This window comes from Pseudomonas palleroniana, from assembly GCF_003031675.1.
Lineage (GTDB): Bacteria > Pseudomonadota > Gammaproteobacteria > Pseudomonadales > Pseudomonadaceae > Aquipseudomonas > Aquipseudomonas palleroniana.
This window is the reverse complement of sequence record NZ_PYWX01000011.1, coordinates 262802-280716: the sequence shown is the minus strand read 5'-3', so window position 1 is coordinate 280716 and position 17915 is coordinate 262802. Positions and strand designations below refer to the sequence as shown.

Here is a 17915-nt window from a genome sequence, read left to right as displayed (position 1 = left end):
TGACTGGCACACCCTCATCGGGAGCAAGCCCCCTCCCACAAGTTATTCATCGTCCGTTCTATCGCTTAACTGACTGGCATTAGGGCCTGTCCCGCGCTGGGGGGCGAAGCCGCCCCAACAAGGACGCCGTGGTGTTTCAGCAATACCCAGGTGTGCGGATTTGGGGCGGCTGCGCCACCCAGCGCGGGGCAAGCCCGCTCACTACAAGGCAATGCGTTTGCCGGGGCGGGTGCTGATCGGCGCGGCCTGTCCGTCCTTCTGTTTGCCCGTTCGCGCTTCGCTGATCAGGCCCGGTATCAATTTGCCCTCCGGCAGATTCTTCCAGAACCGACTCGGCAAGTGCCCTTCCATGACTTTGGGGTTCAAGCGCGCCGGGTTGAAGATATGGCTGTAGTAGGTCAGCCACATGTCGCTGTGCGGGTCTTCGACAGTCTGCGCCAGTTGCCGCCACGCCTCGGGGCATTCGCGTTGATGAATCAACTGCTCGCCGTCGTAGTACACCCCGTCCAGAGGCGTGGCGATCATCCAGCGATGGCGCCCCATGCGTCCGATAAAATGCTGGCTGGCACTCTCGAGAATGTCATGGGCCGGCTCATGCCAGGCGACGTACTCCGGCAACTGCGGCCCCGCCTCGGCCGGCAGTGCAATGAACCGTACAAAGGCATGCAGGTGATGGGCTTCACGGCTCACCTGCTTGATCCGCCGCTGCAACTCGCTGCCCAACTTGTCCCCCGCCAGCATCGCCGTACGGTCGCCATGGCTGACCCGCCATAGCACTTCGTACAGCAGGCTCCAGCGCTGGTCGCCGTGGTAACGGGCCGCCGACTCCAGCAACACCAGCAATGCCTTGGGAATGCGCGCCTGGAACGGCCCCAGCCCGGCAGGGATCGGCTCATCGGTGGCAAACAGGTCCGCCACCTCTGCCTCACCCCAGCTCACCTGGCTCGGGTCGACCTGATGGCTGAGCAACCAGCGCGCCTGTTCGCGCCAGGTGCTGAACAGGTTGTCGCATTCCAGGCTGATCAACCCCATAACCCCATTTGTTGCGGCTGCGGACGGTCGCGCAACTGCTCGCGCAGCAGCACACTGCTGCTGTCGGCCTGTTGCGGGTGATAGTCACTGGTGATGAAGAACGGCTTGGCCTTGGCCAGCACGCACCGCATGCGCGCCAGGTCTTCGAAACGGATCTTGCGTTCACGCCGCAAGTCCACCAGGCGTTGGGTGGTACGCAAGCCAATGCCGGGGATGCGGGCGATCAACGTGGGTTCGGCGCGGTTCAGGTCCAAGGGAAACACTTCGCGGTTGTCCAGGGCCCAGGCCAGCTTGGGGTCGATATCCAACGCCAGGTGGCCTGGGCCTTCAAACAGCTCGTTGGCGCTGAAACCGTAGCTGCGCAACAGGAAGTCGGCCTGGTACAAGCGGTGCTCGCGCATCAGCGGGGGTGCGGCCAGGGGCACGCTTTTCGGGCTGTTGGGAATGGGGCTGAACGCCGAGTAATAAACGCGGCGCAGCTTGAAGTTGCCATACAACGCCTCGGCGCCATGCAGGATGGTGCTGTCGTCAGTGTCATCGGCGCCGACGATCATCTGCGTGCTCTGCCCGGCCGGGGCAAAACGCGGCGCCCGGGGTTCGTTGAGGACGGTCTGCTCGCCGGTGTAGATGGTGCGCATCGCCTGCTTGATCGAGCCGATCTGTTTCTCCGGTGCCAGGGTTTGCAGGCTGGCATCGGTGGGCAATTCGATATTCACGCTCAGGCGATCCGCGTAGCGCCCCGCTTCGGCGATCAGCGCCGGGTCGGCTTCGGGAATGGTCTTGAGGTGGATATAGCCGCGAAAGTCATGCTCTTCGCGCAGCAGCTTGGCCACGCGCACCAACTGTTCCATGGTGTAGTCGGCCGAACGGATGATGCCGGAACTGAGAAACAGCCCGCTGACGCAATTGCGCCGGTAGAAGTCCAGGGTCAGGGTGACCACCTCCTCCGGGCTGAAGCGTGCGCGGGGCACGTCGCTGGAGCGGCGGTTGACGCAGTACTGGCAGTCGTAGAGGCAGAAGTTGGTCAGCAACACCTTGAGCAACGACACGCAGCGACCATCCGGGGTATAGCTGTGGCAGATGCCCATGCCGTCGGTGGAACCCAGCCCGGCCTTGCCCTCGGAACTGCGCTTGGGCGCGCCACTGCTGGCGCAGGAAGCGTCGTACTTGGCGGCGTCGGCGAGGATGCTGAGTTTTTCGATCAACTGCATGGAGGGCTACCGATACTGGTTTTTTGTACAGTATCAGGAGCCGGACGGCGTTGCCAGTACCGTCTGTAGGAGCGAGCGTGCTCGCCCCTACGGCAGACGATCAGCTCGCGGTGGCGAGGAGCAGATCCTGCACCGAACGTCCTGTGCCACGATGGCGGTCATGCTCGAACAACGAGCTCGCAATTTCGTCCGCGCGAATCGGCAGTACCGACAGCAAGGTATCGCTCAAGCCATGGCTGGCCTGGCTGAAGCCCTGGATGTAGACGCCCGCCTTGCAACGTTCATCGGTGATGATGCGGTAATCGCGGGCCACTTCGAAGTCGCCCATATAGGCCTGCAACGGCGCCAACAGTTCGCGGTGTTGCTGGCGCTCATACCCCGTGGCGAGGATGACCGCGTCGTAGTGGTTGACGCTGGTTACGCCGCTGGCGTTGTCGCGCAGGATCAGTTCAATGCCCAGCGCGCTGGCGCTGGCTTTCTCCACCACGGTCAGGGGGCGGAACGCCTGGCGGGCGATGCCGGAGACTTTCTGGCGGTAGAAGATGCCGTAGATACGCTCGATCAGGTCCAGGTCCACCACCGAGTAGTTGGTGTTCTGGTACTCGGCAACCAGCCGCTCGCGTTCGGCACCGACTTGCTGGAACACCAGGTCGGTAAAGGCCGGCGAAAACACTTCGTTGACGAACGGGCTGTCATCGGCGGGCTTGAGTGCCGAACCGCGCAGGATCATGTCGACCTGCACCGACGGGAAGCTGTCGTTCAAGTCGATAAACGCCTCGGCCGCACTCTGACCACCGCCGATGATCGCAACACGCATCGCCTTGCCTTCGACACAGGGCTGGGTGGCCATGCGCTCCAGGTACTGAGAGTGGTGGAACACACGGCCATCATCCTTGAGGCCCTTGAACGCTTCGGGCACGCGCGCGGTGCCACCAGGGCTGACCACCACGTTGCGGGTGGTGCGTACATGCTGCTCGCCCACCGCATCGCGGGAAATCACACGCAGCGCTTCAACCTGCTGCTGATGCAGGATCGGCTCGATCGCCAGCACTTCTTCGCCGTAGCGCGCCTGGGCCTGGAACTGCCCGGCGACCCAGCGCAGGTAGTCGTTGTACTCCATGCGGCACGGATAGAAGGTGCCCAGATTGATGAAATCCACCAAACGGTCGTGGGCTTTCAAGTAATTGACGAAAGAGTAAGGGCTGGTGGGGTTGCGCAAGGTCACCAGGTCTTTGAGGAAAGAGATCTGCAACTCACTCTGGGTGACCAGGGTATTACCGTGCCAGCGATAGTCGGCCTGTTTGTCGAGAAACAGCACGTCCAGTTTGCCCTGGGCCTTTTCGCGTTCCTGCAGGGCGATGGCCAGCGCCAGGTTCGAAGGGCCGAAACCGATACCGATCAGGTCGTGAACCGCAGCCGAAGCAATTGCCTGTGTCATTCCAGTGTCCTCTGGATAAGCCCCTGGCGGTGGGGCGGGAATACCTTCGCGACCCGCACATCAGGTCGTGTGTTGATAGGAAACGAGGACAGTGAAATAAAATTTAACTGATCAGCGATCAGTGTGCTTCCCACTCGCGCATTCGCACCCGGCAATGCTTCATGGCATTGACGATGTGCTTTTCTACCAGGGCGCGGGAAATGTTCAGGCGCTCGGCGATTTGCAGGTGAGACAAGCCGTCGAGTTTGCGCAGCAGGAAGCTGTCGCGGCAGGCGGCCGGCAATTCGGCCAGGGCACGCTCGAGCATTTCCAGGCGCTGCCCGCGGTCGTGACTGATGTGCGGCGAGTCCGTGGCGAAACGCTCTTCGCTGTCCAGCACCTCCAGGGGTTCGGCCTGACGCAGGGCATTGCGTCGATGGCCGTCGATCACCAGGTTCAGTGCCGTGCGGTACAGAAACGCGCGTGGCTGCTCGATCGGCGTGTCACTGGAGCGTTCCAACACCCGGACATACGCGTCATGCACCACATCCTCGGCCACCTGGCGGTTGCCCAGCTTGGCGTTGAGGAAACACACCAGCTCGCGATAGTAGTTTTCCAACATGACTCCCGACAGACCCGTGGCGGCATTAGGTGCGCGCACCGGCAAGTGCGACTGTTCAGTGATAGCAGTTTGAGAGCGTGCAATTTATAGTAATTCTCATCTACTTTTAAACAGCTCTCGCCTCAACGGTCATTTTTTTTCTTCACCGAACCTGTAACTGCTTGTGTAACCGGCTAAATCTCCGGCCAATTTCCTCGTTTAACTGTCAGCTCTGCGCGACTGCGCCCCGATCTTGACTGGCTGGAACACAAGCATGAAACGCCCTCGACCTGCCCGACGCGCCCTGCTTATCGCAGCGTGCCTGATTCCCATCATCGCGGCCGCAGCCTGGCAGGCCCTTCCCCCGGGCCGCGACACTTACGCGACCGTCACCGTCACCCGCGGCAGTATCGAAAACAGCGTCACCGCCCTCGGCACCTTGCAACCCCGGCGCTATGTCGACGTTGGCGCCCAGGCTTCCGGGCAGATCCAGAAGATCCACGTAGAAGCCGGTGATCAGGTCAAGGCCGGCCAACTGCTGGTGGAGATCGACCCGTCCACGCAAAAAGCCAAGCTCGATGCCAGCCGCTACGCCATCGAAAACCTCAAGGCCCAGTTGCAGGAACAAACAGCCCAGCATGCCCTGGCACGCCAGAAGTACCAGCGTCAGCAACGCCTGGCCGCCGGCAACGCCACCCGTGAGGAAGATGTGCAAACCGCCCAGGCCGAACTGAGTGCCACCCAGGCGCGGGTCGAGATGTTCCAGGCACAGATTCGCCAGGCCCAGGCCAGCCTGCGCAGCGACGAAGCCGAGTTGGGTTACACGCGGATCTTCGCGCCGATGGATGGCACCGTGGTCGCCGTGGACGCACGCGTCGGCCAGACGCTCAATGCCCAGCAGCAAACACCCTTGATCCTGCGGATCGCCAAGCTGTCGCCGATGACGGTGTGGGCTGAGGTTTCAGAAGCCGACATCGGCCACGTCAAGCCCGGCATGACGGCCTACTTCACCACACTGAGCGGCGGTAATCGACGCTGGACCAGTACCGTGCGCCAGATCCTGCCGATCCCGCCCAAGCCCCTCAATGAGACCAACCAGGGCGGTGGCAGCCCCAGCAGCACGAGCAAAAGCGGGAGTGGCCGTGTGGTGCTGTATACGGTGCTTTTGGATGTGGACAACGCCGACAACGCGCTGATGGCCGAGATGACCGCCCAGGTATTTTTCGTCGCCGGCCAAGTCAAGGATGCGCTGACCGTGCCCGTTGCCGCCCTGCAAGGCACCGCCAGTGCCGACCGGCAGATCGCCCGGGTCGTGGCGAAAAACGGCGCTATCGAGGACCGCGAAGTCCGCCTGGGCATCAGCGACCGCCTGCGTGTCGAGGTGCTGGACGGCTTGCGCGAAGGCGAGCACCTGTTGATCGGCCCGGCCGACGGCAACGGGGGCTGAGTTGAGCACGCCCCTGATCGAACTCAAGCACATCCGCAAATCCTACGGCGGCGGTGACAGCCCGCAAGTCGACGTGCTGCGCGGCATCGACCTGTCGATTCATGCCGGGGAGTTCGTCGCCATCGTCGGTGCGTCCGGTTCCGGCAAATCCACGTTGATGAATATCCTCGGTTGCCTCGACCGACCCACCGAAGGCGAGTACCTGTTCGCCGGGGAAAATGTCGCGCACCTGGACAGCGACGCCTTGGCCTGGCTGCGCCGAGAGGCGTTCGGGTTTGTGTTTCAGGGTTATCACCTGATCCCGTCGGGCTCCGCCCAGGAAAACGTCGAGATGCCGGCGATCTACGCCGGTATCAGTGCCGATGAACGCCATGCGCGGGCCCATGCCCTGCTCACTCGCCTGGGCCTGGCCGAGCGCACCGGCAACCGTCCGCACCAGCTTTCCGGTGGCCAGCAGCAACGCGTGTCGATTGCCCGGGCACTGATGAATGGCGGGCATATCATCCTCGCCGACGAGCCCACCGGCGCCCTCGACAGCCACAGCGGCGCCGAGGTGATGAACCTGCTGGACGAGCTCGCGAGCCAGGGCCACGTGGTGATCCTGATCACCCACGACCGTGATGTGGCCGCACGCGCCAACCGTATCATCGAGATCCGCGACGGCCTGATCATCAGTGACTCGGCCGAGGCCGACAGCCCCGCCCCCACTCTTACGGCCGGCGCCCTGCAAGCGGTGGACCTGCGTCAGCGCCTGGCCGACGGCGCCGAACACAACGGCGCCTGGAAGGCCGAGCTGCTCGACGCCGTACGGGCGGCGTGGCGGGTGATGTGGATCAACCGATTTCGCACGGCCCTGACCTTGCTGGGGATCATTATCGGCGTCGCCTCGGTGGTGGTGATGCTGGCGGTGGGCGAAGGCAGCAAACGCCAGGTGATGGCGCAAATGGGCGCGTTCGGCTCGAACATTTTGTATGTCAGTGGTTCGTCGCCGAACCCGCGTACACCGCTGGGCATCATTACCCCGCAGGACGTGGCGGCGCTGGCCACGCTGCCGCAGGTCAAGCGCATCATGCCGGTCAACGGCGCCGAAGCCGGCGTGCGCTTCGGCAATATTGACTACATGGCCTATGTGGGCGGCAACGACACGCAATTCCCGGGCATTTTCAACTGGCCGGTCGTGGAAGGCAGCTACTTCACCGAAGCCGATGAACGCAACGCCGCCACGGTGGCGGTGATCGGCGCCCGCGTGCGCGACAAGTTGTTCAAAGGTTTGATCAACCCCATCGGCCAATACATCCTGATCGAAAACGTGCCATTCCAGGTGGTGGGCGTACTTCAGGAGAAGGGCTCCAGTTCCGGCAACAAAGACAGTGACGACCGCATCGCCATCCCCTACTCCGCCGCCAGCATCCGCCTGTTTGGCAGCTACAACCCGGAATACGTGGTGATCGCCGCCGCCGACGCCAGCCGGGTGCACGACGCCGAGCAGGCCATTGACCAATTGCTCAAGCGGCTGCACCACGGCAAGCCCGACTATCACCTGACCAACAACGCCGCCATGATCCAGGCCGAAGCCCGCACGCAGAACACCCTGTCGCTGATGCTGGGCTCGATTGCCGCCATTTCGTTGCTGGTGGGTGGCATCGGCGTGATGAACATCATGTTGATGACCGTGCGCGAACGCACCCGTGAAATCGGTATCCGCATGGCGACCGGTGCACGCCAGCGCGACATCCTGCGCCAGTTCCTCACCGAGGCGGTGATGCTCTCGGTGGTCGGCGGCCTGTGCGGTATCGGCCTGGCGCTGCTGGTGGGCGGCGTGTTGGTGCTGGCGCAGGTGGCGGTGCAGTTTTCCCTGGTGGCGGTGGCGGGTGCGTTTGGCTGTGCGCTGGTCACCGGTGTCGTATTCGGCTTTATGCCGGCCCGTAAAGCAGCCCGGCTCGATCCGGTTAAGGCGTTGACCAGTGAATAAACCCTTCCCGCTATCCGTGCTCAGCCTGTGCCTGGCGCTCAGCGCCTGCGCCGGCAACCCGCCGGCTGTGGACAACGGCATCGCGCCGCCGACTGCCTGGCAGTACGCGGAACGTGAGGCCGCGCAAGCAAGCAACCAGCGTTGGTGGACGCAGTTTGGCAGCGTGTCACTCAACCGGCTGATCGATCAGGCGCGCCGTGACAGTTTCGACGTGGCCGCCGCCATGGCACGGGTGCGCCAGGCCCAGGCCAGTGCCGTAATAGCCGGGGCGCCGTTGTTGCCTGAAGTTAAATTCAACCTGAGCGCCAGCCGTGAAAAACTGCTGCACGGCAGCGGTAACTCGTCGCTGGATGCTACCGAAAACAACAACACCGTGGACAATTTCGGCGCCAACCTCACCGCCAGTTATGAGCTGGACTTCTGGGGTGGCCGCGCCGCCGCCCGGGACAGTGCGCTGTACACCCTGCGCGCCAGTGAGTTCGACCAGGCCACCGTGGAACTGACGCTGCTCAGCAATGTGGCCGACCGCTACGCGCAAACCCTGGCCGCACGCCAACGCCTGCAGATCGCCGAGCTGAACCTGGCGAATGCGCGCAACGTGCTGAACCTGGTGCAAACCCGCTTTGACTCAGGCGCCGCCACCGCCCTGGAACTGGCCCAGCAGAAAAGCCTGGTGGCCAGCCAGCAGCGGCAGTTGCCGTTGATCCAACAACTGGCCGAGGAATCCCGGATTACCCTCGCCGCGCTGCTCGGCCAGCCGGTGCAAACCCTGGACCTGGGCAGCGAAGCGTTCCAAAGCCTGACTTGGCCGGCCATCGGCGCCGGGGTGCCCAGCCAGCTATTGAGCCGCCGTCCCGATCTCGCCCAGGCGGAAGCGCAACTGGCGGCGGCCAGTGCCGACATCACGGTGGCCCGCGCGGCGATGCTGCCCACCGTGACCCTGGGCGCGACCCTGGGCTCGGGCTCGTCCAAGGCAGAAGAGATTCTGCGCAGCCCGTTCTACAACCTGACCTCCGGGCTGGTCGCACCGATTTTCAACCATGGCCGTCTGACCGCCGAACGCGACAAAGCCCGCGCGCGCCAGGATGAGCTGCTGCAGGCTTACCGAGGCGCGATCATCAACGGCTTTGCCGATGTGGAAAAAGCCCTCAGCAGCATCACGCGCCTGGACCAGCAGCGCGAGTGGCAAGCCGAAGAACTGCAACAGGCCCAGACGGCCTTCCAGATCTCGCAAAGCCGCTACCAGGCCGGCGCGGAAGACCTGCTGACGGTTCTGGAAACCCAACGCACGCTGTACGCCGCCCAGGACTTGAACGTGCAACTGCGGCTGTCGCGCGTGCAAGCCAGCATTGCCTTGTACAAAGCATTGGGTGGCGGATGGAGTACAGATATCCGATAAACGAAACTCCTGTTTCTTACACAAACCGTTTTCTCCGCCTACATTTTATGACCCCAGGTCCTTGGTAAAAAAGCCGCCATCACATGGCTGCCCGGGACCTCTCGATGAAACCCAGTGTTCTTGTAACCAGCCTGGCGGGGGCGTGCTTGTGGCTGATGGCAGCGGTGCCCCATGCGCAACCGCTGATCGCGCCCACCGCGATTGACTGGCTGCTGGACTGCCCCCTCCCGGCTTTTGAACGACTGGATCCCGAGGTGCTTGAACGCACCCAATGCGGCCAGGTGAGCGTCCCGCGCGACCACGCCGCCCCCGCACGTGGCCGTGTGCGCCTGAACCTCACCCGCGTCGGTGCGCGGCAACCGCTCAACCGTGAAGGCGTGGTCTTCATCCAGGCCAGCGAGCCGCAAACCGCCAAGCGCACCACGTTTGCCCAGCAGTTGGCCAGCCGCTGGGAGTCTTATGCCACCCCGGCCTATCGCACACTGGTCGACCGCTATGATGTGATCGAATTGAGCCTGCGTGAGCTCAACGCCCCGAACGCAATCGAACAGGCCGCGCGAGACCTGGAGTATGTGCGCGAACAATTGGGCGAGGCCCAACTGCATTATCTGGGCAACGCCCAGGGCACCCGGCTCGGCAATCGTTACGGCGCGCTGTTTCCCGAGCGCGTTGCACGCATGGTGCTGGTCAACACCCGGCCGGGAGAACCGGGCGTTGCGGGTGTCGAGCAGTTGCTGCTCAAGGAGACGGCCCGATCCGGCAGCGATGGGTGTGTGGCCCGTTGGCTGGGGGATTTTCTGGTTTATGGCAAGCACCCGCCGCCTTCGGCGCGTTGCCTCGACACTGGCCATTGGGAGTAACCCCACGACAGCGTGCGTTGACCTGCCACTGATCAGTTCTACAATGCCCCCCATTCTTTCCCGGGAGCCTTCATGGACATCGAACTGGCACGCACCTTCCTCGAAATCGCCCGCTGCGGCAGCCTGGCCGCCGCAGCCGAGAAGTTGCACGTTACCCAGACCGCCATTACCGCCCGGGTCAAAAGCCTGGAGAGCCAGTTGGGCAGCACGCTGTTCGTGCGCAATCGCGCCGGTGCGCGGTTGACCGCTGATGGCGAGGCGTTTGTGGTTTACGCCAACCAGTTGCTGCAAACCTGGGAAGCGGCGCGGCGCGACCTGCCGTTGCCCGACGGCTATCGCAACGTGCTGCATATCGGTGGCGAGGTCAGCCTGTGCACCCCGTTGATGCTCGGCTGGGCGCGGGTGCTGCGCGAACAGATTCCGGGGTACGCGCTGCGTACCGAAGTACGCGAAGGCGACTACCTGCTGCGTCAATTGGAATTGGGCGTGCTGGATGCCGCCCTGGTATTCCAGCCGCAGTACTGGCCGGGTTTGCAGGTGGAGCAGGTGCTGGAAGAGAAACTGATCCTGGTGCAACTGGTGAGCAAGCCTGCGCCATACGTGTATATCGACTGGGGCCCGGGCTTTCGTCAGCAGCACGACGCCGCTCTGCCCGACAAGGCGCGTGCCGCCTTGAGCTTCAACCTCGGGCCACTGGCGCTGCAATACATCCTGGAAAATGGCGGCGCCGGCTACTTCCGCACCCGCGTCGTGCAGAGCTACCTGGACAGCGGCGTGATGCAACGCGTGCCCAAGGCGCCGGAGTTCAGTTTCCCGACTTACCTGGTGTATTCACGGGCGCGGGACTCGGCGGTGTTGCAACAGGCGCTGGAACTGTTGCGCGGGGTGGTCAAGGTCGAAAGTGACTGGTCGCAGCGCTGGGACCCACTGATGTGAATCACCCCTCGCACACTCAGATCACTTCGCCTGCAAAAACTCGCACAATTTCGAGCACCAACTAAGCTGACGTTCCAACAAAAAACACCGAGCTGCCCACCATGGCCCATCCCACCGAAGCCTTCCGCGCCCGCTACCGTGCCGGAGTCAGCCGCCATTACCACCCCTGGCTGCACGCCGGTTTCGTGTTGGGCTACGGCATTTTCTGCATCATCCTGGCCGGGGCCTCCCTTGAGCGTATCAGCCCGCTTGAATGGCTGACCGTCCCGCTGACGCTGGTGTTCTTCAACCTCTGCATCTACCTTGTCCACCGTCACCTGGGCCATCACAAGCACGCCTTCGCCCGGCTGTTCTACGCACGCCATACGGGCGATCACCACAGTTTCTTCACCCCCGGCTTCATGACCTACAGCAGCCCCAGGGACTGGCGCGTGATCCTGTTCCCGGCCTGGCTGATCGTGCTGCACAGCCTGGTCATCACTCTCCCCGCCTGGTGGTTGCTTCAACCACTGAACCCCAACGTCGCCGGGCTGTTTGCCGCCTGCATGATCCTTGGGTATTTACTTTACGAAGTGTTTCACGCCTGCGAGCACCTGCCCGTTGCCCATCCCATCGCACGCCTGCCATGGGTGCGCCAGATGCACCGGCTGCATGCCCTGCATCATCGCCGCGAATTGATGCAGGGGCGTAATTTCAACATCGTGCTACCGCTGATGGACTACCTGTTCGGCACCCTGCATTGGGAGCCGGCCCCCCACGACAACCAGGAATCGTCATGAGTACCCGTCCCAAAAAACTGCGTCATCTGCTGTTCGTACTGGTTCTGGCGGTGATCGCTTTTCTGCTGCTGATGCCGACCAAAGTCCAGCCGGTCAACTGGACGCCGCCCAAGGCGCCTTCATTGAAAGACGGGGTGTATGCCGAAAACCAGCGGCTGAAGCATGTCCAGAAAGTCGGCGCACAAAACATACCCGGGCCCGAGGCTTTGGTGCTGGATGCCCAGGGTTTGCTGATCAGTGGCTTGCATGACGGGAGGATCATTCGTACCGCGCCCGACAGCCAGACCCTGGAAGTACTGGCCAATACCGGTGGGCGACCGCTGGGCATGGCGCTGCATCCGGATGGGCGCTTGATCATTGCCGATGGCATCAAGGGCCTGCTCGCCCTGGATGGCGCCCGCCAACTCACGACCTTGAGCACCAGCGCCAACGGCGTGCCATTGGGTTTTACCGATGACGTGGTCGTGGATGCCGAAGGACGTTATGCCTACTTCAGCGACGCGTCGAGCCGCTGGGGTTACGGCCAGGATGGCGAAGCGGTGATTGAGCACGGCGCTGACGGGCGCCTGCTGCGTTATGACTTCAGCCACGGCACCACCGAAGTGCTGCTCGATCACTTGCAGTTCGCCAACGGCGTGGCGTTGGGCCCGGATGAAAATTACGTGCTGGTCAATGAGACCGGTGCCTACCGCATCAGCCGCTATTGGCTCAAGGGCGAACGCAGCGGCAGCCACGACCTGTTTATCGACAACCTCCCCGGCCTGCCGGACAACCTCAGCTTCAACGGCCACGAGCGCTTCTGGGTTGCCCTGTATTCACCGCGCAACCCTTTGCTGGATGCCTTCGCCGGCTATCCCTCACTGCGTAAAGTGATGGTGCGTGCCCTGATGGTGGTGCCCAAGCCCGTCGAGCGCAAAGCCTTTGTGCTGGGGCTGGATACCGAGGGCAAGGTGATCGCCAACCTGCAGGATGGCAGTGCGGGCAACTATTCGCCCATCACCACCGCGCGTGAATATGGCAACTGGTTGTACCTGGGTTCGTTGACGAACACGAGCCTGGCGCGCCTGCCCCTGAAATTGGCACTCAACGCCGAATGACAAAAAAGGGGCAGCCCGCCAAGGCTGCCCCCTCTGATTGACGCCGTTGGATCAGTGAATAATGGTCTGGGTGCAGATATGCCCCAGGCTCACGTATTGCACATTGTTCCCGCCCACGCCCACACCGGGGAACTCGGCCAGCTCGATGCGCCAGCCACCCTGGTTATAGGTGGTCGCCCACTTGTACGGAACGCCGGTGCTGCTGTCGTTGATCACGGTGCTGTAATCACCGAAGCAAGTGCCGATGTTGGCCGAAGCCTGGGACACGCCGGCGCTGTTGGTGGTCGCGGTGTAGTCGACCCAGCGGTAGTTCAAGTCGATGAAGTGGTTATCCACGCGCAGCACCGGGGTGACACCGAGCAGCGGCGCACCGGTGGAGTCCGACCATTTGGTCGACCAGTTCAGCACGCGAGCGGTTTGCGTGGCCAGCGGCATCTCACTCACCGGCACCCGCACGATGTTGTCACCCTTCACGTCGTGCGTATCCAGACGGGGCGTGGAACCCAGGCTCAGTTGGTAATACTTGCTCGGGTCCTGCGCCACGGCCGGGTTGGCACGTACCCGCACCTTGACCGTGGTGCCGGGCGCAACGCTCGGGTAGGTAGAGGTGGAACCGGCCGGTACAGGCACCCAATTCACCCCGTCGAAGCGGTCGAAGATCCACTGGTTGCGGCTGCCGCTCTCATCGCCCGCCAGGTACATGCTCACGCTCTGGCCACGCACGGCCTTGAAGTCGAAATAATCGACATCGCTGGCGTTGTCGAGGTTGCCACTGACCTTGTTCATCGAGTCCGGCAACACAAACGCAGTTTGCGCGGTGTCGTTGGGTTCGAAGGCGTCGATATTGGTGTCCACCGCCACACCGAAACTGAACTGCGCGTTGTTGGCGGTCTTGGCCAGCATGAACCAGTAGTAATCACCGGCCGGCAGGATGCCGGTCAGGTATTCATCGGCGCTGCCTGGGTTGTCGGACGTTGCCACCAACTGCGGGTTGCCCTGGCCGTCATCCACGAACAGGCTCAGCGACATATCGGCACCGGCGCTCTGGTCGATCAACTGCACCACCGCCCGCGCGTTTTGCGGCAGGTTGAAGTGGTAGGTGAAATCCTGGCCCGTCTGCACTTGGTCAATGGTGTAGAGGGTGTTGATGTCCAGGGTCGGAAACAGCGGTACAAAATCGGCAACGGCCGCGCTTTTCAGCTGAGCCTGGCTCGGCTTTTTCAACTCGCCGACGGCGGTGTTGAACGGTGCGGCTTTGGCGTTCTTGGTCACCGCCTTGGCCTTGCCCTTCATCGCGTCCAGCAGTTTTTGCCGAAGCTCGGCCGAGACCGGTACCGCCTCGATCTTGCCGCCAGGTTTGAGCGCGTCAACCACAGCTTGGTTGACCGTACCAGGGGTCAGTTTAGGAAGGGTTACGTCGGCCAGGGCAGAGGCCGAGGTGAAGCAGGCAGCCATCATGGCCGCGCCCAGGATCAGGCTTTTTTTCGATTTCATTTTTTATCCATCCGTAGTTAAAAAATTGAAGCTCAGGTGACGGGTGACGTCCTGTCACCTGGGATGGACTGTAGGATAAAGCTGTATGGATGTACAGTATTTTTCTAAATACAACGTAGGAGGCTTTCCTTCGATCTTGCAGGAGACTTCACTCAATACCCGGTCATCTCCAGGTACCCCACCCCACCCTCAAACTTCACCGGCCCTTCCCAGTACGGAATACTCAGGTTCATCCATGCCTTGGGGTTGACTGCTTCAAGGGTGATACCCAGCTGTTTGCCGGGGATTTTCAGCGACCAGCGTGTGGGAATCCGGCGCCCGTCGATGTGGGTGGTGTTCAGCGGGGTGAGTTGGATATCGGCGTTGTGCAAGGTCTGGGTGCGGCCCTGTGAATCGATCCAGGTGCCGGTCAGGTAGCCCGCGCCGTCTGTTTGTCGAACGCGGAACACCATCAGCTGTTCGCCTCGGTCCAGGTGCAGGGAGAACCAATCCCAGCCGGTCTGGCTGGGGGCCAGGGGCTGGCTGCTCCATTCGCGATCAAGCCAGGCGGGGCCACTGACCTGGTAGGTTTTGCCGTCGAGGGTGACACGGCCGTCAGCCATGAAAAACGGTTGGCTGTAGTAGTAAGAGGCTTGGCCCTGGTCGGATTTGCGGCTGTAGCCGTTGTCGCCTTGCAGCACCAGCGGGCGTTGGCTGGTCAGGTGCAGGTCGTAGGCGAATTGCGCACCACCGGCCTGGAGCTGCATCTCTGCCAGCGGGCTCGCCACGCCAGGGCGGGTGGCGAAGCTCCAGTCGTCGATCCAGGCGCTGAACGGCACGGCCTGGGCGCCCGCCTGGCCGACGCCGCCGCGGGCGAAACGTTCGGCGGCGTAATGCCGGGTGGCGGAGGTGACGGCGGCGTGGCCGAGCCAGATCGTCGAGTCGTGCCAGCCCGGCTCGGTGGGGCCTGCTTTCAGGGCGTTGCGAAACAGCGTCCATTGCACGCCGAACACATTGCCTTGCGCGTCCTTGAGGTTGGCGGTGACGTACCACCACTCGATGCGAAAGCCCGGGTGGGGGCCGTGGTCCTCGGGAAAGCTGAAGACTTTGCCGGGCACCACTTGGGCAAAATCCGCCGCATCGCTACCCAGGCCGGCGAAACTTTCTTCGGGCGCGGGGGCTTTATCGCACGCACTCAACAGGAGCAACGCCGCCCAAACCCACGCTTTAATCTTCATCGGCAAAGGTCCTCAATAAGTCCGCCGGGCGGCTGCGATACAACTGCCACAGAGGCCAGGCCGACGCCAGCAAGGTCGCGAACAGCGCCAGCCCGAGCAACTGCGCGAGCTGCCCCGGGAACACCTGCAACGGCAGGCGCCAGCCGAACGCCTGCACGTTGATCACTGCATCCAGGCACCACGCCAGCAGCAGCCCCAAGGGCAATGCCAGGATCAACGTGAGTACCGCCAGCAACCAGGTCTGGCCCAGGTTGAGCAACATCAGTTGCCTGCGTGTCACCCCCAGCGCCCACAACGGTGCAAGCTGGCCCAGGCGGCTTTGGCTCTGGGTCAGCAGGCTGATGAACAGCGCCACGCCGGCCACCCCCAGGGTGAGGCTGTTCAGCGCGGCGGTCGCCGCGAAGGTGCGTTCGAAGACCTGGCTGGACCAGCCCTTGAGTTGCTGTTGGTCGACGATGCGGCTGTCGTCGAGGCCAAATTCGCGCTGCACCGCCTGCGCCAGCGGCGTCACGTTATGCGGTGCCACACGCAGGTTGAAGCGTGCAGGCGACAGCGTCGGCCAATGCGCCAACAGGTGCTGTGCGTTGACCAGCACATGGCCCTTGGGGTTGCCGTAGTCGGCGTAGATCCCTACCACTTTGGGTGACCACAGACCCTGCGGCGTGGGGATATCAACGGCGTCGCCCAACTGCACGTGCAGGCGCCGCGCCAATTGTTCGCTGAGCATCAGGCTGTCGTCCTGGTGCAAGTGGTCCCAGGGTGCGCTCACCGCCTCCAGCAACGGCCAGTGCTGGCGATAGGTCGGGTCATCGACCACGCCGAACACATCCGCCGGCCAGCCTTGCAATTGCACCGCGACCTGCCAGGTGGGCAGCACCGTCTGTACCAGTGTCTGTTGCGCCAACCAGGTGCCCAGTTGCGAAGCCTGGGCCGGGGTTTGCGGGTTGATGTACAGCTCGGCGGTCAGGCGTTGTTCCAGCCAGTTGTTGAAGGTATGGCGAAACCCCGAGGTCATGGAACCCGCGCCGATGTTCGCCGCCAGGGCCAACAGCAATGCCATCAGTGCCAGGCTCAAGGCCGGCAGTTGCTGGCGACAATCGGCGAGAAACCACTGGCCGAGCACGGAACGGCTGCGCCCCAGCACGGCCTTCAGCACCCCATTGAGCAGCACCGGCAACCCCAGCGCGGCGCCCAGCAGCAAGGCCGCCATCAGCACAAAGCCGGCGGCCAGGCTGTCACCCAACCACAGCGCCAGCAGTGCGATCAGCAGCGTCGCCGCCGCGACCCAACCCTGGCGTCGCAGCCAGCGCCCATGGGCCTCATGCCAGGCCTGGGCATTGGCCAATGCCAACAGTGGCAAGCGCGCCGCCCGCCACAGGCTGCCGGCCCCCGCGAGCAAGGCCCCCATCAGGCTCAAGCCCAACCCGCTCAACCACCAGGCCGGGCTCAGGCTCAGTTGCCCTGCCACTTCGGCGCCATACAACCCACGCAAGCTGGCGGCCACATCCGGCAGCAACAGGCTGGCCAGCAGATACCCGCTGGCAACGCCCAGCACACCGCCGAATAACGACAGCACGCCAAGTTCCACACCGAGGCTGACGAGTAACATCCGTGCGCTGACCCCACAGGCGCGCAAGGTCCGCAGCAGGCCACGGCGCTGTTCCAGGGCCAGGCCGATGGCGGCGTGGACGATAAACAAGCCCACGACAAACGACAAAAAACCCAGTGCGTCGAGGTTCAGGTGAAAGCTCTCGGTCAGGCGTGCGAGGTTGTTGTCTTCACCTTGCTTGAGCTGCAATGGGACCGGGGGCGTGAGATGGGTTGCGGCGAAGGTCTTGTCCAACAGCAAACGCGAGAGTCGCCCGGGCATCGCCAGCAACGGTTGGGCAAACCCGATATCGGTCAGCAGCATGCCGGGGGCCATGTCCGGCTGCACCTGTAACGGCGGCAGCGCTTGCCCGTCTGCCGTCAGCGGCTGCGCGCCCTCGTGCAAGCCGAGCGCCTGCAAGGTTTGCGCGGCAATCCAGGTGCGCCCCGGCGGCTCGAAGAACGCGAGCATTTGCGCCTGGCTCAAGTGTTGCCCGGCCACGCTACCACTGCCGGGCAACGACAACGGTTCAATGCCCATCAACTGCAGGCGCTGGCTTTCATGCCCCTTGAGCACCACGCGCCCCTGCACCACCGGCGAAACCGGCCAGCCGGCACGGCGCAGTTCGGCGAACAGCGCCTGCGCAAAACCGCCGCCGTCCAACGCGCTCAAACTGGCCTGGGGTTCGCCGCCGATCAGTTGGCTGGCGCGTGCATAGCTGTCCCGCGCCTGGCTGTTAAGCGCCTGCACCCCAGTCAGTAACGCAGTGGCCAGCCACAAGCCGGTCAACACACTGAAGAACTGCACGGGATGACGCCGCCAATGGCTCAGCAGTGCGCGCAACGCCCAATAAAACACGGCCATC

Annotated in this window: 14 protein-coding genes; 7 read left to right on the top strand and 7 right to left on the bottom strand. The window is 63.1% G+C overall.

Annotation, left to right across the window (positions count from 1 at the left end; genetic code table 11):
* Positions 1-201: 201 nt before the first annotated feature.
* From C9383_RS04210 to C9383_RS04195, 4 genes are all read right to left on the bottom strand, one after another.
* On the bottom strand, positions 202-1026 hold the full coding sequence (locus C9383_RS04210) for a TIGR03915 family putative DNA repair protein (protein ID WP_060756819.1): 825 nt from the start codon (positions 1024-1026) through the stop codon (positions 202-204).
* Positions 1023-2243, bottom strand: coding sequence for a putative DNA modification/repair radical SAM protein (locus C9383_RS04205; protein ID WP_060756820.1), 1221 nt, complete (start codon positions 2241-2243; stop codon positions 1023-1025). The genes C9383_RS04210 and C9383_RS04205 overlap by 4 nt, the downstream gene beginning before the upstream one ends.
* 100 nt (positions 2244-2343) lie before the next feature.
* A complete protein-coding gene (locus tag C9383_RS04200; protein WP_090369989.1) occupies positions 2344-3681 on the bottom strand; it encodes a lysine N(6)-hydroxylase/L-ornithine N(5)-oxygenase family protein in 1338 nt (445 codons plus the stop codon).
* Between the two features lie 118 nt (positions 3682-3799).
* Positions 3800-4282 (bottom strand): sigma-70 family RNA polymerase sigma factor, encoded by a 483-nt coding sequence (locus C9383_RS04195; protein ID WP_090369987.1) that lies wholly within the window; start codon positions 4280-4282, stop codon positions 3800-3802.
* A gap of 253 nt (positions 4283-4535) precedes the next feature.
* Here C9383_RS04195 and C9383_RS04190 point away from each other — a divergent pair, with 253 nt between their 5' ends.
* The 7 genes from C9383_RS04190 (at position 4536) to C9383_RS04160 (ending at position 12751) form a co-directional block, all read left to right on the top strand.
* Positions 4536-5708 (top strand): efflux RND transporter periplasmic adaptor subunit, encoded by a 1173-nt coding sequence (locus C9383_RS04190; RefSeq protein WP_090369985.1) that lies wholly within the window; start codon positions 4536-4538, stop codon positions 5706-5708.
* A 1-nt stretch (position 5709) separates the two neighbouring features.
* On the top strand, positions 5710-7680 hold the full coding sequence (locus tag C9383_RS04185) for a MacB family efflux pump subunit (protein ID WP_090369982.1): 1971 nt from the start codon (positions 5710-5712) through the stop codon (positions 7678-7680).
* A complete protein-coding gene (locus C9383_RS04180) occupies positions 7673-9079 on the top strand; it encodes an efflux transporter outer membrane subunit (RefSeq protein WP_174554036.1) in 1407 nt (468 codons plus the stop codon). Before C9383_RS04185 ends, C9383_RS04180 begins: the two co-directional genes overlap by 8 nt.
* Before the next feature lie 104 nt (positions 9080-9183).
* On the top strand, positions 9184-9939 hold the full coding sequence (locus tag C9383_RS04175) for an alpha/beta fold hydrolase (RefSeq protein ID WP_090369980.1): 756 nt from the start codon (positions 9184-9186) through the stop codon (positions 9937-9939).
* Positions 9940-10011: 72 nt separating this feature from the next.
* The gene (locus C9383_RS04170) at positions 10012-10875 is read left to right on the top strand and encodes a LysR family transcriptional regulator (RefSeq protein ID WP_090369978.1); all 864 of its coding nucleotides are present in this window, start codon (positions 10012-10014) and stop codon (positions 10873-10875) included.
* Positions 10876-10976: 101 nt separating this feature from the next.
* Positions 10977-11654, top strand: coding sequence for a sterol desaturase family protein (locus tag C9383_RS04165; protein WP_090369976.1), 678 nt, complete (start codon positions 10977-10979; stop codon positions 11652-11654).
* On the top strand, positions 11651-12751 hold the full coding sequence (locus C9383_RS04160) for an SMP-30/gluconolactonase/LRE family protein (protein ID WP_090369974.1): 1101 nt from the start codon (positions 11651-11653) through the stop codon (positions 12749-12751). Before C9383_RS04165 ends, C9383_RS04160 begins: the two co-directional genes overlap by 4 nt.
* 51 nt (positions 12752-12802) lie before the next feature.
* Here the strand turns inward: C9383_RS04160 and C9383_RS04155 are convergent, their stop codons facing one another.
* The 3 genes from C9383_RS04155 to C9383_RS04145 form a co-directional block, all read right to left on the bottom strand.
* Complete coding sequence (locus C9383_RS04155; protein ID WP_090369972.1) at positions 12803-14245, bottom strand: hypothetical protein; 1443 nt, start codon at positions 14243-14245, stop codon at positions 12803-12805.
* Between the two features lie 152 nt (positions 14246-14397).
* Positions 14398-15462, bottom strand: a complete 1065-nt coding sequence (locus C9383_RS04150; RefSeq protein ID WP_090369970.1) for a lipocalin-like domain-containing protein — start codon at positions 15460-15462, stop codon at positions 14398-14400.
* Positions 15452-17914: an ABC transporter permease gene (locus C9383_RS04145; RefSeq protein ID WP_090369967.1), complete on the bottom strand. Its 2463-nt coding sequence runs from the start codon at positions 17912-17914 to the stop codon at positions 15452-15454. Before C9383_RS04145 ends, C9383_RS04150 begins: the two co-directional genes overlap by 11 nt.
* Position 17915: the final 1 nt, after the last annotated feature.

Bases quoted from the DNA above. Each gene is read 5' to 3' on its own strand.
- C9383_RS04205 (WP_060756820.1), bottom strand. From the start codon at position 2,243: ATGCAGTTGATCGAAAAACTCAGCATCCTCGCCGACGCCGCCAAGTAC.
- C9383_RS04200 (WP_090369989.1), bottom strand. From the start codon at position 3,681: ATGACACAGGCAATTGCTTCGGCTGCGGTTCACGACCTGATCGGTATC.
- C9383_RS04195 (WP_090369987.1), bottom strand. From the start codon at position 4,282: ATGTTGGAAAACTACTATCGCGAGCTGGTGTGTTTCCTCAACGCCAAG.
- C9383_RS04190 (WP_090369985.1), top strand. From the start codon at position 4,536: ATGAAACGCCCTCGACCTGCCCGACGCGCCCTGCTTATCGCAGCGTGC.
- C9383_RS04175 (WP_090369980.1), top strand. From the start codon at position 9,184: ATGAAACCCAGTGTTCTTGTAACCAGCCTGGCGGGGGCGTGCTTGTGG.
- C9383_RS04170 (WP_090369978.1), top strand. From the start codon at position 10,012: ATGGACATCGAACTGGCACGCACCTTCCTCGAAATCGCCCGCTGCGGC.
- C9383_RS04165 (WP_090369976.1), top strand. From the start codon at position 10,977: ATGGCCCATCCCACCGAAGCCTTCCGCGCCCGCTACCGTGCCGGAGTC.
- C9383_RS04160 (WP_090369974.1), top strand. From the start codon at position 11,651: ATGAGTACCCGTCCCAAAAAACTGCGTCATCTGCTGTTCGTACTGGTT.
- C9383_RS04155 (WP_090369972.1), bottom strand. From the start codon at position 14,245: ATGAAATCGAAAAAAAGCCTGATCCTGGGCGCGGCCATGATGGCTGCC.
- C9383_RS04150 (WP_090369970.1), bottom strand. From the start codon at position 15,462: ATGAAGATTAAAGCGTGGGTTTGGGCGGCGTTGCTCCTGTTGAGTGCG.
- C9383_RS04145 (WP_090369967.1), bottom strand. From the start codon at position 17,914: ATGGCCGTGTTTTATTGGGCGTTGCGCGCACTGCTGAGCCATTGGCGG.